The sequence below is a fragment of the Streptomyces sporangiiformans genome, from assembly GCF_005768555.2.
GTDB lineage: Bacteria > Actinomycetota > Actinomycetes > Streptomycetales > Streptomycetaceae > Streptomyces > Streptomyces sporangiiformans.
On record NZ_VCHX02000044.1, the window covers coordinates 39,597 to 52,910 of the forward strand.

16 protein-coding genes are annotated in these 13,314 nt (G+C 70.9%); 5 read left to right on the forward strand and 11 right to left on the reverse strand.

The genetic code is table 11. The features are described from left to right. The first annotated feature begins 31 nt into the window (after positions 1–31). The 3 genes from FGD71_RS03200 (at position 32) to FGD71_RS03210 (ending at position 2,088) form a co-directional block, all read left to right on the forward strand. The gene (locus tag FGD71_RS03200) at positions 32–295 is read left to right on the forward strand and encodes a hypothetical protein (RefSeq protein WP_140935810.1); all 264 of its coding nucleotides are present in this window, start codon (positions 32–34) and stop codon (positions 293–295) included. A gap of 53 nt (positions 296–348) precedes the next feature. Beyond that, a complete protein-coding gene (gene tal, locus FGD71_RS03205) occupies positions 349–1,473 on the forward strand; it encodes a transaldolase (protein WP_119098831.1) in 1,125 nt (374 codons plus the stop codon). A 162-nt stretch (positions 1,474–1,635) separates the two neighbouring features. Further along, a complete protein-coding gene (locus tag FGD71_RS03210; protein WP_119098832.1) occupies positions 1,636–2,088 on the forward strand; it encodes a YbhB/YbcL family Raf kinase inhibitor-like protein in 453 nt (150 codons plus the stop codon). A gap of 47 nt (positions 2,089–2,135) precedes the next feature. Here the strand turns inward: FGD71_RS03210 and FGD71_RS03215 are convergent, their stop codons facing one another. Together FGD71_RS03215 and FGD71_RS03220 are read right to left on the reverse strand one after the other, a co-directional pair. Beyond that, positions 2,136–2,780 (reverse strand): phosphoribosyltransferase, encoded by a 645-nt coding sequence (locus tag FGD71_RS03215; RefSeq protein WP_119098833.1) that lies wholly within the window; start codon positions 2,778–2,780, stop codon positions 2,136–2,138. A 71-nt stretch (positions 2,781–2,851) separates the two neighbouring features. Further along, positions 2,852–3,502 carry a dienelactone hydrolase family protein gene (locus FGD71_RS03220; RefSeq protein ID WP_119098834.1) on the reverse strand — a complete coding sequence of 217 codons (651 nt, stop codon included), beginning with the start codon at positions 3,500–3,502 and terminating at the stop codon, positions 2,852–2,854. 214 nt (positions 3,503–3,716) lie between these two features. Here FGD71_RS03220 and FGD71_RS03225 point away from each other — a divergent pair, with 214 nt between their 5' ends. Then, positions 3,717–4,109, forward strand: a complete 393-nt coding sequence (locus FGD71_RS03225) for an STAS domain-containing protein (protein ID WP_240436371.1) — start codon at positions 3,717–3,719, stop codon at positions 4,107–4,109. A 12-nt stretch (positions 4,110–4,121) separates the two neighbouring features. Here the strand turns inward: FGD71_RS03225 and FGD71_RS03230 are convergent, their stop codons facing one another. The 6 genes from FGD71_RS03230 to FGD71_RS03255 all read right to left on the reverse strand — a co-directional run bounded on the left by FGD71_RS03230 (position 4,122) and on the right by FGD71_RS03255 (position 8,953). Further along, positions 4,122–4,550, reverse strand: a complete 429-nt coding sequence (locus FGD71_RS03230; protein WP_119098836.1) for a DUF2267 domain-containing protein — start codon at positions 4,548–4,550, stop codon at positions 4,122–4,124. A gap of 142 nt (positions 4,551–4,692) precedes the next feature. Continuing rightward, positions 4,693–5,760: a polyprenyl synthetase family protein gene (locus FGD71_RS03235; protein ID WP_119098837.1), complete on the reverse strand. Its 1,068-nt coding sequence runs from the start codon at positions 5,758–5,760 to the stop codon at positions 4,693–4,695. Next, on the reverse strand, positions 5,757–6,842 hold the full coding sequence (locus FGD71_RS03240) for a tetratricopeptide repeat protein (RefSeq protein WP_119098838.1): 1,086 nt from the start codon (positions 6,840–6,842) through the stop codon (positions 5,757–5,759). The genes FGD71_RS03235 and FGD71_RS03240 overlap by 4 nt, the downstream gene beginning before the upstream one ends. Positions 6,843–7,102: 260 nt before the next feature. Continuing rightward, on the reverse strand, positions 7,103–7,612 hold the full coding sequence (locus tag FGD71_RS03245; protein WP_119098839.1) for a mycothiol transferase: 510 nt from the start codon (positions 7,610–7,612) through the stop codon (positions 7,103–7,105). A gap of 68 nt (positions 7,613–7,680) precedes the next feature. Beyond that, positions 7,681–8,088: a Zn-ribbon domain-containing OB-fold protein gene (locus tag FGD71_RS03250; RefSeq protein ID WP_420878228.1), complete on the reverse strand. Its 408-nt coding sequence runs from the start codon at positions 8,086–8,088 to the stop codon at positions 7,681–7,683. A gap of 133 nt (positions 8,089–8,221) precedes the next feature. Continuing rightward, positions 8,222–8,953 carry a TetR family transcriptional regulator gene (locus FGD71_RS03255; RefSeq protein ID WP_162931007.1) on the reverse strand — a complete coding sequence of 244 codons (732 nt, stop codon included), beginning with the start codon at positions 8,951–8,953 and terminating at the stop codon, positions 8,222–8,224. 282 nt (positions 8,954–9,235) lie between these two features. Here FGD71_RS03255 and FGD71_RS03260 point away from each other — a divergent pair, with 282 nt between their 5' ends. After that, positions 9,236–10,237 (forward strand): hypothetical protein, encoded by a 1,002-nt coding sequence (locus FGD71_RS03260; RefSeq protein ID WP_140935811.1) that lies wholly within the window; start codon positions 9,236–9,238, stop codon positions 10,235–10,237. Between the two features lie 21 nt (positions 10,238–10,258). On the opposite strand, the gene FGD71_RS03265 is transcribed toward FGD71_RS03260, so the two are convergent. The 3 genes from FGD71_RS03265 to FGD71_RS03275 all read right to left on the reverse strand — a co-directional run bounded on the left by FGD71_RS03265 (position 10,259) and on the right by FGD71_RS03275 (position 13,221). Further along, positions 10,259–11,551: a hypothetical protein gene (locus tag FGD71_RS03265; RefSeq protein WP_119098842.1), complete on the reverse strand. Its 1,293-nt coding sequence runs from the start codon at positions 11,549–11,551 to the stop codon at positions 10,259–10,261. Positions 11,552–11,608: 57 nt separating this feature from the next. Further along, a complete protein-coding gene (locus FGD71_RS03270) occupies positions 11,609–11,998 on the reverse strand; it encodes a hypothetical protein (RefSeq protein ID WP_119098843.1) in 390 nt (129 codons plus the stop codon). A 299-nt stretch (positions 11,999–12,297) separates the two neighbouring features. Further along, a complete protein-coding gene (locus tag FGD71_RS03275; protein ID WP_162931004.1) occupies positions 12,298–13,221 on the reverse strand; it encodes a MurR/RpiR family transcriptional regulator in 924 nt (307 codons plus the stop codon). Between the last annotated feature and the right edge of the window lie 93 nt (positions 13,222–13,314).

Below are 13,314 nucleotides of genomic sequence, written 5' to 3' on the forward strand. Positions count from 1 at the left end.
CGTCAGGGCGATCAACACAGGAGCTGCCAGCATGAACGATAAGCGGATGGAGGAGCCGGGCACGAACACGAAGGTGCCGCGGGACCTCCCCGAGCCCCCGTACGAAGCCGAACGGGAGGACGCACTCATCGAGGTTCCGGCCGATGAGGAAGCGCCTCCGGAGGTCTACCCGGACCCGGACGAAGCCGGATCCGGACGGCGTCGCGGGGACGAGAACGACGACTCCGGTGAGGGCGGACCCCCCGCCGAGGAACCCCTCGCCGAGGAACCCGTCCCTCAGGAACAGCCCGACTGACCGCGGACCCGACGCAGGGGAGGCGACGCAGCCGGGGAGAGGCAAGGCACAGGATGGGTGACGCACTGGAACAACTGACACGATCCGGGGTGGCGATCTGGCTCGACGATCTGGGCCGGCAGCGACTGACCGGCGGTGGCCTCGCGGACCTTGCCCGCCATCGGCATGTGACGGGCGTGACCAGCAATCCCACCACCTTCACCAACGCCGTCGCGAACACCGACGCCTACGCCGGTCAGCTGACCGATCTGGTGTTGCGCGGCGTCGGCGTGGAATCGGCGCAGCGCGAGCTGAACTGCTTCGACGTGCGATGGGCCTGCGATGTGCTCCGCCCCGCCTACGAGGACAGTGACGGTGTCGACGGCCGGGTGTCGATCGAGGTCGCCCCCGGCCTGGCGTACGACACCGAACGGACCGTCGCGGAAGCGCGGGCGCTGTGGTGGCTGGTGGACCGGCCGAACCTCTTTGTCAAGATCCCGGCGACCCGGCAGGGGCTCCCGGCGATCAGTACCTGTCTGGCCGAGGGCATCAGCATCAACGTCACCCTGATGTTCTCGCTCGAGCGGTACCGGCAGGTTCAGGACGCGTTCCTGACCGGCATGGCAGGCGCCCGCGACGCGGGACACGACCTCTCCCGGATCGGCTCGGTGGCGTCCATCTTCGTCTCCCGTATCGACACGGAGGTGGACCAGCGCCTCGACAAGATCGCAGACGAGGCTGCGCGACGGCTGCGCGGCAGCGCCGCCGTGGCCAACGCGCGGTTGGCCCGCCGCCTCTACGAGCAGATGCTCGGCGAGGAGCGATGGACCTCTCTGGCCGGCGCGGGGGCTCGTCCTCAGCGCCTGCTGTGGGCCTCCACCGGCGTGAAGGATCCGAGCTACGACGACACCCGCTATGTCGTCGACCTGGTCACCGACGGCGTGGTCTGCACCATGCCCGAGGCGACCTTGCACGCGGTCGCCGACCACGGCCGCATCCGCGGCGACACCGTGCGCGAGCACTATGACGACGCCCAGCGGGTGCTCGACTCCCTGCGAGAGGTGGGCGTCGACTACGACGACGTCATGGCCGTGCTGGAGAAGGAGGGCGTCGAGAAGTTCAGCGCCAGCTGGGAGCACCTCGCCGAGATCCTTGCCGACCGACTCAGAACTGGCGGCGCGACTTCTGAGAGGGTTTGACCCGGCGGGCGAGGCCTGCGGTCGAATGGGTCGCCACTGGTGCGTTCAACGCCGTGACCTGGGTACTCGGGTGCACCGCGAGGGGTAGCAGACGCAGCCGGCTGCATGATCGAGCCGGCTGCGTCATGTGTGCTCGCGCTCCCTCGGGGTACTGCGGCGCGCATGACCGATATCGAGCTCAAGAGCGCCGCATTCAGAGATCATGACGTGATTCCGCGCCGCCACGCGAAGGCGGGGGAGAACATCTCCCCGCCTCTGAGCTGGTCCGGAGTCCCTGAGGAGGCGGTGGAGCTGGCTCTTGTGTGTGAAGATCCGGACGCGCCGTCGGGAACGTTCGTCCACTGGCTGGTGACCGGCATCGATCCGCGCAGCGAGGGTCTGGACGCCGACGAGCAGCTCTCGGGCAGTCAGCCACACCGGAACGGCTTCGGGGAGCGAGGGTGGGGCGGGCCGCAGCCGCCGGTCGGCGATGACGCGCACCGCTACTTCTTCCGGTTGTACGCCCTTCCCGCCCCGGTGTCGCTGCCGGACGACGCCACGGCCGACGACGTGCACAGTGTGCTCGACCGGCAGCAGCTGGCCAGCGGCACACTGGTGGGGCTCTACCAGCGTTGACGGCGTCCGCGCCTCGGGCCCCGAGGCAGCAGGATCTTCCGCGCGCCTCACGGGGACTTGCTCAGCACCTCGAGCACCTCGCCGTCCGTCACCTGGTCGAACTCGTCATACCAGAGCCCGACCGCCATGAACGCCGCGGGCTCGTGCAGGCAGACGACGTCGTCCGCTTCCGCCTGCACCAGACGGCTCGCCTCCGGTGAGCAGACCGGGACCGCGAGCGTGACATGGGCGGGATCGCGCAGGCGTACGGAGCGCAGGGCGGCCAGGGCGGTGGCTCCGGTGGCCACGCCGTCGTCCACCACGACAGCCGTGCGGCCGGTCAGGTCGGGGACGGCCCGGCCCTTGCGATAGAGCTGTTCGCGCCGGTGCAGCTCCGTCCGCTCCAGCTCGACTATGGGCTCGAGGGACGCCTTGCTCAGGCCGAGGCGGTCCAGCGCCCGCTCGTCGTAGAGCGGCGGGTCGTCCCCGACGATCGCGCCGACGCCGAGCTCCGGCTGGAAGGGAGCCCCGATCTTGCGGGCGACCAGCACATCCAGCGGCGCGTCCAGAGCCCGCGCGACCTCGTCGGCCACGATGACGCCGCCGCGCGGCAGTGCGAGCACGACAGGGTCGGGCAGGTCTCCCTTCTCCTGCCGCGCCCGGAGTCGTTTCGCCAGGGCCGCGCCGGCCTGCCGTCGGTCATGGAAGCGCATGAAGACCACTCCTTCCGCCCCCTCGTGTGCCGAGTGCCGGCGCTGCGGGAGTCATGTCAGGCGGACGCGGGCTACCGGCGTGGGCGCACGCTGCTGGTGAACCACCGTGCGGCCGCCGCCGCGACCTCGTCCAGGGCGCCGGGTTCCTCGAAGAGATGGGTCGCGTGCGGGATCACCCGCAGCTCGTGCGGGGCCTGCAGCCGCCTGGCCGCGTCCCGGTTGAGCTGCAGGACGACCTCGTCGCGCCCGCCCACCAGCAGGAGCACGGGCGCGTGCACGCGGCCGAGGACCTGGTCGCCGGCCAGGTCGGGACGGCCGCCGCGGCAGACCACGGCCCGCACGTCCCGGGGGCGTTCGGCGGCGGTCGCCAGCGCGGCGGCCGCTCCCGTGCTGGCGCCGAACAAAGCGATCGGCAGGTGGTCGGTGCGGGCGGCCAGCCAGTCCACCGCGCCGGTCAGCCGCCGGGTGAGCAGGTCGATGTCGAATCGGAGCTCAGCGGTCGCGAAGTCCTCGGCCTCCTCCTCCGGGGTCAGCAGGTCGATGAGCAGGGTGCCGAGTCCCGCGGTACGGAGCGTGGCGGCGACGGCCTGGTTGCGCGGGCTGTGGCGGGAACTGCCGCTGCCGTGTGCGAACAGGACGACCGCCGAGGCCTGGTCCGGCACCGTCAGATCCCCGGTGAGCGCCGCTTCGCCGGTCTGTACGGTCACGAGCGTGGACAGCATGGAACCTCCCGGCTGCTGTGGATCCGGAAACCGGGCGACCGCCGAGTACCCCCGCGCTCGCCGACCATGCGGCCGGGAGCGTTCACACCCCGCCGAGCGCGAATCGAATGGTGCGGCGGACAGGGGGTACCTGAGGGCGGAGAGCAGATGTCCCACTCGGTTACGGTGCGCCACACGGACGCACGGGTGCTTACCCCCGAAGGGGATGGGGGCGATGATGCGGCATCCGACCTACGACATCCGAGAGCGGACCGTGAACGACAACACGGTCATCGAACTCTCCGGAGAGCTGGATCTCATGGCCAGCACGGAGCTGGTGGCATGCCTCGACGCCGTGTGCGAGGCGGTGCCCAGCCGGCTGGTGCTCGACCTGCGGCGGGTCACGTTCCTGGACTGCAGCGGCCTCGCGCTCCTGTGCCGCATCCGCAATCGGCTGGCGGGCGGGCGAGGTCAGTTGCTCCTCGTCCTCGACGACACACGCCACAGACGCCTGCTCCGACTGACCGGGCTCTCGGACACCTTCGACATCGTCACGGACGTGGCGACCGCCCTCACCAGGACCTCTCCGCCCGGACGGAGCGATACGAGCGCGGACGGCGGCATCTGAAGGGCGCTGCCGCTATGCCCCGGTGTCTTCGGCCCGGGCAAGCGGCAGCAGCGTACGGATGTCCGTGGGCAGGACGCTCGCCAGCTTCTCCATCTCCTCGGGTGCCACCGCCGCGTCCAGTACTTCGAGGACCGCGGCCGCCTGCCGCAGTGCGACATCCTCGGGCACGCCGGCGCGCCAGGCGATCCTGCCCGCGAACGCGGTGAGGTCGAAGCGCTCGCCGGCACCGCGCCGCCGTTCGTCCTCGGTGGGCCCGGCGGCCTTCTCCCGCATGGACTCGGCCAGGTCCGAGGGCAGCTGCGCGGCCAGGTGATCGGCCAGCCCCTCGGGGATGCGCTCGGCCAGCGTCGACAGCACCGCCCGCGCCGTGTGTTCGGCGGCGCCCCGGTCGGGCAGCTGAGCCTGTGCCTGGACCTTTCCGATCAGCTCGTCGTGCCGCATGGTTCCCGACTCCTTTTGGTACGCGGTGCACGGTGCACGTGTTCCTGCGGCTCGTGAGGCGGACACGTACACCATGCGAGCACCATGCGAGTTTCCCTGGAGCGGGCGAATACACGGCCCCTTGCTGCCCCGGCCGTTCGTCTCAGCTCTCGCGGCGCAGGAGGAAGGACAGCAGCGCACGCAGCCCGTCGGCAGCGGCCGGCTCCAGCGGGACGCTGTCGAGACAGGCGTCCACGGCGGCGATGTGGCGGTGCGCCTCGGCCAGGGCCGCGGCGCGGCCGCCGGCCTCCTCGATCAGGACGGCGGCCCGGCGGACGACGGTGTCGTCCAGGGGTTCGGGCGAGTCCAGGAGGAGGGCGAGACGCTGGGTGCCCGGAGCGGCGAGAGCGGCCAGGACCGGGAACGTCTTCTTGCGCCGGCGCAGGTCCGCGTGAACCGGCTTGCCCGTGACGGCGGGGTCGCCCCAGACGCCCAGGATGTCGTCGATCACCTGGAAGGCCACGCCGAGGTGGCGTCCGGCACGGTCCAGGGCGGTGATCGCCGCCGGCTGGGCACCGGCGAGTACGGCACCCAGCGCGGCCGCGCACCCGAGGAGCGCGCCGGTCTTGTGCTCGGCCATCGCCCGGTACTCGTCCGGACGGACCGCGTCCGGGCCGGTCCAGGGGCGGGTCTCGAAGAGCAGGTCGTCGGCCTGACCGCGTACGAGGTCGTTCAGGGCGGTGGACAGGTGGCGTATCGCCGCCGGGACCTGGCCGCCCGGCGTGCCGGCCAGCGTCTCCACGGCCAGCGCGAAGAGCGCGTCGCCCGCGAGGACGGCCGGACCCGTGCCGTACGCCTTCCACACGGTGGGACGGCGGCGCCGGGTCGGATCGCCGTCCATGATGTCGTCGTGCAGGAGTGAGAAGGTGTGCACCAGCTCCACCGCGACGGCCGCGGCGACTCCGGATCGTACGGGCGCCCCGGACGCCTCCGCGCCCAGGACGGCAAGGGCCTGCCGCAGCCCCTTGCCGCCGGCCGCGGCAGCGGGCGCGCCGCCCACCTCACACCAGCCGAAGGAGTACGCGGCCATCTCGCCGACCCACGGATGCAGCCGCGCGACGGCTTCCTCCAGCGCCGGACGCACCAACTCCCGGCAGCGATCCAGGACATGAGGAGCCGCACCGGCGGGAGACGACAGGGCGGACGACAGGACCGAGGACCTCGTCGTCATCGCCCCGCCTCCACGCTCGCGGCGGCTGCCGTCCAGGCCCCCTTGGGCTCGACCGCCACCTCCACTCCGAACTCCGCCTGCGCCCGAGCCACCATCTGCCGCGCGTGCCGAAGTCCGATCCGCTCCAACGTCCCTGCGAGTTCCGCCAGTTCGGCCGCCGTCTCCTCGAGATCGCGGCCCAGTTGCGCGAGGGACTTGGCCAGCCCGAGACGGGACAGCGCCTCCCCGCGCGGCTCGTTCATCGCACGGAACTCCGCCAGCGCCTGCTCGTAGGTGTCCCGCGCCGCCACGTACCGCCCGGCGCGGTACAGGACGTTGCCGCGCATCTTGTGGTTGTACGCCAGCGCGCTCGACAGGTTCATCTCGCGACAGGTGACCTCGGCCTCGGCGAGCAGCCCGAGCGCCCGCTCGGCGTCCCCGTCACGCACGGAGACGATGTCGGCGAGGCCTCGTAACGCCCAGGCGTGGCCGCGGCGGTCGTCGGCCCGCCCGGCGATCTCGGCGGCCTCCTCGAACATCGCGTACGCCGTGTCGTACGAGCCGGTGTTGCGGTGCATCTGCGCGATGCCCTCCAGCGCCCACACCGTGTGCCGGGCCTCGCCGCGCTTGCGTGCCTCGGCCAGGAGCTGTTCGTGCAGTGCGCCGACCGCGGTGTAGTCGCCCTGGATGCGGCCGGTCTCCGCCATTCCGGCGAGCGAGTAGCCGCGTACGACGATGTCGCCGCCGCGCTCACCGAGTTCGGCCGCCAGACCCAGCAGCCGCCAGGCCAGGGCCAGTGCGCCGCGTTGGCGTGCGAGCGTGCCTCCACTCCACAGGGCCCATGCCATCGCCGCGTCGTCCTCGGCTTCGCGGGCGGCTCGGTAGCTCGCCTTCCACGCCCGGTCGGCGTCTTCCACCTGCCCGAGCCGCCGGTGCGCCTCGGCGACCGCGAGGCCCGACCGCGCCGCCTCGCGCCGCTCTCCGGCCCGCTCGGCCGCACGCAGCTGCTCGGTGCCGGCGGTCAGCACGTCCACCAGCGACGAGTTCACGGACAGGGTGGTGAGCGCGCCCTGGTACTCCGGGGCGAATGCCTTGCCGTACATGGATGCCTTTCGGTCTGCCGTTTGCTTGCCGGGGGCACGGCTGACCTCTCCACACGCTGCGCGTATACACACTGTGTATACGCGGAGTGTATAGTACGCCGGATGTCCGCCCCGGATTGCCATTGTTCGGGGCGGGGGTCACCGGCGCCGCCGCGCCTTCCCGTTGTTGATCAAGACGTCGGCGTCGGCAGTCGGGTTGCTTCTGAGGTGTACATCACAGGCAGGGGAGAGGCCCACGCGTCGCGCGGGCCTTGTCGAGCTCAGTGGCTTTGCAGGATCCCCCGCACGAACGCCGCCTGGCCGACGTGCTGCAGGTCGTCGGAGAGGACGCTGATCAGGCGGACGCCCAGGGTGACGGGAGGGGACCAGCTCTTGTCGACGACGCGGTCCAACTCGTCATCGTCGAGGTCCTGCAGGTAGGAGAGCGTCTGCTCGTGGACCGCGTCGTAGTAGCCCACCAGCAGGTCGCCCGAGTCCACGCGGACCTTGGCGACCTTCTGCGGGGTGTGGCCGTATCCGGTGTCCTTGCGGGGGAGGCCGAGGCCGAAGCGGTCCGCCCAGTCCTGCGACTGCCAGACCTGCTCGCGGCCGGAGGCGTCGGCGACGTGGTCGTCCTGGATGCGGGTGAGATGCCAGACGAGCCAGCTGATCGAGTTGGCCCGGTCGTCGGGGCGGGCGTTGAGATCGTCGGCGGAGAGTCCGTCGACGACGGCGTGGACCTCCTCCTGGATGCGACCGTACGCGTCGACGAGAACGTCCTTGGCGTGCATGGGTTCCTCCACGCTCTGCGCGGGCAACTGTCCCTGCCAGTGTTCCCGCGAGTCCCCGCCCGCGCGCGTCAGAACCAGCCCGAGTGCGGCTCTTCGCGCAGCTTGAACACGGGCTCGCGGCGCACCGGGTCCGCGGCGGTGGTCAGCTGGACGCGGCCGCCGACGTGGATCGCGATGAGCGGGCCCTGTACCCGTCCGCGCACCGTGAACCCCTCCTCCAGCTCGACGAGGGACACATTGCGTGCGGCGGGAGTGTTGCGCTGGACGGTGGTGGCATGGCGGATGACGCCCTGGCCCGAGCTGCGTTCCGTACGGAGGTCGCTGCCCGCGCAGACCGGGCAGAGCAGCCTGTGGAACATGGCCGTCCCGCACCAGCGGCAGCGCTGGTAGAACAGCCCTTCTTCGGTCGGGTGCGGGGTGGTCGCCCTCTCCGCGTCGAGCACGCCCGCCGCGATCCCGTTTCCTCGGTGGAACACGATGTCATCTCCCTGCGCTGGGCCGGAATCTGATGTGCGCGAAACTGAAGGTGCGCGGAGCATGCGGAGCACCGCGCCGTGCACGAGCTCAGCGTATGGCACGCAGTGCCACCCGTAAAGGCACTCGGTACCCTCAATCGAGCGGGCGCTCCAGCGTGGTCTCGATCTCCTGGACCACCCGCCACATCGGCACCCCGCGCCGCGAGACGACCACGACGACGTCCTCCGCCGGAGCCTCGGAGGAGGTGGAGGCGGGGGTGGGGGCGGGGGTGGGCTCGGAAGCGGGCGTGGAGCCGGGCGCGGGAGCGGCAGTTGGACCGAAGGTCCGCTGCACATGGGCGAGAGCGTGGTCGACCTCCGCGCCCGCGTCGCTCTGGCCGTCCGACCGAAGCCATGACCGCAGCCCGTTGTTGTGCGCCGCGACCACGGCCGCGGCGATCACATCGGCCTGCAGTGTCCCGTCGCGCCGCCCCGAGAAGCGCCGGCGCAGATATTCGGCGAGTGCCCGCTCGTATCGCCAGACCACCGAGAGTTCGTACGCTCGCAGCCCCGGGACCTTCCTGGTGAGGCGGTAGCGCTGGACCGAGAACGTCGGGTTCTCCGCGTACATGCGCAGGACGAGGCGTGCCGCGTCGCAGACCCGGGCGACCGGGTCGTCCTCGTCGCCGCCCCGGCCCAGGAACTCGGTCATGTCGGCCAGACAGCGCTCGTGGTCCGGGAAGACCACGTCCTCCTTCGACGGGAAGTACCGGAAGAAGGACCGCCGCCCGACACCGGCGAGCGACACGATGTCGTCGACAGTGGTCTGCTCGTACCCCCGCTCCAGGAACAACTGGAACGACGCCGCGACGAGAGCGTCCCGCATCGGCGGCTTCGGAACCGTCGCATCGGCCGCCTGGCCAGGCCGGGATACCTCGCTCATATGGGGAACCTAGCATCGGGCCGCACGAAATGGCACTCAGTGTGCTCTTCCGGGGGAACTGAGTGCCATGAGGTGGGGCGGGCGGGAGGACGGGGAGAGGGGCGGGGGAGAGGACTCCGTGGGCAACCAGTAGGGTCCGGCCCTGTGTCCGCCGGTGGGGCGGGAGTTGGCGTGAAATCGGCGTGACGGGGGTCGGAAACGGTGCGGCGCTGGATCAAGGTGTCAGTGACGGCTGCGGTGGTCCTGGGAGTGGCCGGCTATGTGGCCGAGCCGTACGCACGGGACTGGATGCTGGCCGGGAGCGCCTGCCACGGGGCGCTGCCCCGGGACGTCGTGGACCGGCTCACGCCCGAGGGCGCGCATCTCGACAGCGAGGAGTCCCGGCAGAGCGACGGGCTCGGCTCCTACGGTTGCGACCTCACCATCGAGGGCGACGAGATCCAGAACTCGCGGCTCATCGAGATGGAGGCCTACACCCGACGCGACGACCAGGACCGGGAGTTCTTCGGCGCCTTCCCGGAGGAGGGTTTCTCTCGGCAGGGGGTTCTGCCCGACGGGCTCCCCGGGTTCATCGACGATTACCGCGCTATCAACCTCCTGCTGCCCTGCCCGGACCTCGGCGAGGATGCCGAAGGCCGGCAGCGCAAGCTTCTGGTGCGCACATGGATGGGCACGGACACATTGAGCGGGGTGCCTGGCGCCGCGTACGAGGCGGCCGTCGCGCTCACCAACTCGGCCTCCGAACGGCTGGGTTGTGGCGCCGAGCCGCTCAAGGCCCCGAAGGGAGGCGCTGTGCCCGCCGACCCGGAGGCCGATCCGAAGACCCTGTCGACGGCGGAGGCCAAGGGAACCGCCTGCGGGTGGGTGGCCGAGGCCGGGCTGCCGAAGGGCGCGGACTGGCGGGTCGAGGTCGGAATGAACAACGCGGCACCCACGGGGCGTTGCGACGTCTCCAGCGGGGACGGGGAGTCCGGTTCGGAGAAGTCGCTGGCGTTCGTGGCGTGGTACGGCGACTGGAGCAACCGCCTCAACTTCGAGGACGGCAACGGCGAGTTCCGGTCCATGACGGCCTCCGCACGTTGCGATGGCGAGGCCGCCAACTACGCGCTCGGCGGGTCCGAGGACATCCCGGGTGTCGGCAAGGCGGCCCAGCAGCGGCTGCTCAAGCGGTTCGCGCAGGATCAGGTGAACCGGCGCGGCTGCTCCGATCTGCGGTTCCATTTCTGAGGGGCTGCCGGCCCGGTCCCGTCACATCAGCCACAGCGCGCGTACGTACCCGTCGTCCATCAACTGCCGCATCGCCGAGGCGCGTTCGTCCGACACGTTCCGCTCCTTCGCCCACCCGGCGAGAACCGTGGCCAGCTGGTGCCGTCCGTCCATCAGGTCACCGCGTACGGGTCCGGTCACCGGCCGGTCCGCGATGTCGCCCATCGGCGGACGCGTGCCGAGCTGCCTCGACGCGGGACGGTACGTGCCGCGCGTGTGCGCGCGTACCGCCTTGTCGAAGGCGGCGAGGTCGGGAATCGTGCCGTCCCTCGCGTACCGGGCGCGGTACTTCATGAGGTTGCCGATACGGCCGGACAGGTCCTCGATGTCGTTGTCGGGCCAGTCCTGGTCGGTCGACGGGAAGCGCTTGTCGGTCGAGCCGCGGAAGTCGGGGTTGCCGCCCTCGTCGGTCAGCCGCTCCAGGTAGTGCGCGAAGCAGGCGCGCTCGGCGTCGTAGAGGATCGCGAACGCCTCGGGGTCCTTGGCGAGTTCGGCGACCAGGATCTCGATGTCCGGGGCGGCCTGTGTGAGGCTGTCGCCGTATCCGAAGGTCACGTGTGCTTCGCGGGGCGCAAGGAAGCGACCGAGCCACACATAGCCCCGTTCGTCGGGCTGGGCCCCCTCGGCGGGTACCGCGGGGCCGGTCACCTGGTCGTCGAAGATCCTGTCGTCGCGGCCCACGTCCACCACGTACTCGGCCAACATCCGCGCCACGCCCGGCGCGAGCCCGTCGGGGAGTTCGACTCCGTGGAGTGCGGCGGCCACCGCGTAGGCGCTTCGTGCCTGTGCCATGGTGTGCGGCTCGCCCGGTCCCGCGGCGCGGGTGGCGGCGTTCACCACGCGGCCGAGGGCGCGCGCGCCGTCTCCGCACACCTTCTCGTGCGCCAGCAGTTTCCTGGTGGAGCCGAAGCGCTTGAGATCCTCGCCCGGATCGAACGCCTCGGTGGCGGCCGCCGGATCGTCGGCGAGCGCCCGCGTCGAGGCGGGCAGCTGCCAACAGGACTTGTCCCCGCCGGAGTAGGCGAGGGCGAGGGGGACGGACACCCCGGCGGCGAGCACCAACGCGGCCGCGCAGACGACGAGTCGCCGGTGCCGCCTCAGCGGGCCGAAACGGCCACCGACTTCAGCGGGCGGCTCGTCGGCTGTGTCTGCCGGGCGTTCGGAGACTTCATCCGCTTGATCCGCCGCATCCTCGGGCAGCTCGTCGAGTCCGTCCTCGGGCCGGTCGACGTCACGGTCGTCACCGGTGTCACTTCTGCTTCCCCCATCACGCATCCCGGCAGACTAGCGATGGCCGAGGGCGGTGAACCCGCCGGGGCGGCACATGTCGGCTCAGTGGCCGTGCCGCACGCTTCCGCTGTCCACCAGGGCCTGGGAGACGAGTCGTACACCCCGGGCGATGTGGTTCAACTGCGTGAGTTCCGCGGCGTACAGCTTGATCGTGTGCTCGATGACGGACTCGGGCAGCCCGAGGGCGGGCAGTTCGGCCCGCGCGCTGTGCAGGGCGGTACGGACGACCCGAATCTCCTGCTGGAGCTGTATCTGCGCGTGGCGGGCGAGCAGGATCGGCTGACGGATCAGCAGCGGGTAGCTGGCGTAGCGGGCCGGTACCAGTTCACGCAGCCACTTGGACGCCGACCGTTCCCAGTCCCGAGTACCGGGCGTCTTGACCTGGCAGGGCCAGTCCGTGCTGATCGCTGAGTACGTCAGGGACATCGTCATCGCTTCCCAAGGTGGCCGGCCGGCCGGTCGTCAGATTCTTGGCGGCCCCGGCTAGGGGATGACCGGGACCGCCAACGGGCGTGCGCGAGCGGTGCCCGTTCAGTGCGCCCGGGTCCGATGCGAGAAGGGAGCGCCTTTCCCGGGCTGATCAGGAACCCACCTCCCGATCAGCGAGAAGTATTCATATATACCGTCGGGTACGCAAGGGAATGAAAAAATTCATGTGAAACCCTCTTGAATCGTGCCTTGCGAGGGGTGAGCGCGCCTTCTTGTGCACCCCGGTCCCCGGGAATGGAGCCTCAGTCCTTGAGGAAGAACGCGTGTTGTTCCGCGACTTGTTCGTAGTCGTCCAGGCGGGCCTGCGTGCGCTCGGGATCCGCGTCGGTCATGGCCTGGAGGAGCGCCGCGGACATCACGACGGGCGCGGCGTAGGAGTCGAAGACCAGGCGCGAGCCGGTGCCGGAGGCGAAGACCACGTCGGCCTCGTCGGCCAGCGGCCCGAGCGCCAGGTCGGTGATCAGGGCGACCTTCAGGCCCGCGCGCCGTGCGACCCGCATGGCGGTGAGCGTCTCCTGTGCGTGCCGCGGCATGGTGAAGGCCAGCACCCAGGTCCCGCCCGCCTCGCGTGACTGGAGGAGGGCGTCGTACGCGACACTGCCACCCCGCGTGACCAGCCGGACGTCGGGATGGATGCGGCGGGCGGCGTAGGCGAAGTACTCGGCCAGCGAGCAGGAGATCCGCAGACCGAGCACCGTCAGCGGCGTCGACCGCGACAGCGCGCGCCCGACCTCGATCACCTGCGCCGGATCGGCGAAGTCGCGCCGCAGGTTCTCCAGGTTGTCGATCTCCGCGTCGACGGCCGCTTGGAGCTCGTTCGGGCGGGCCTCCTCGCCGTCGTCGGAAGTGCTCGCGAGGGCGCTGAGCGCGATCGACTGGAGCCGCTCCCGCAGCGCGGGGTAGCCGCTGAAGCCCACCGCCGTCGCGAAGCGTGTCACCGAGGGCTGGCTCACACCCACCCGATCCGCGAGATCCGTGATCGACAGGAACGCGGCCTCGGTGATGTGCTCGATCAGGTACTGGGCGATGCGTCGCTGCCCGGGAGAGAGCCGAGGGCCGTCGAAGAGCGCCCGCAGTCGTGAGGTGGGAGCGGCTTCCGCCTCGGAGACCGGCTTCCCCGAGGTGATCGCAGACGCCTGTGCGCGTGCCTGCTGCGGCGATGGCACCGATGCGCCTCCTTCGTCTCCCACAAGGGTTCAACATAGCTCACCCCCCGCGGCCTCCGAGGGACGCGTTTAGGGCGTCGACGCCGGACCGTG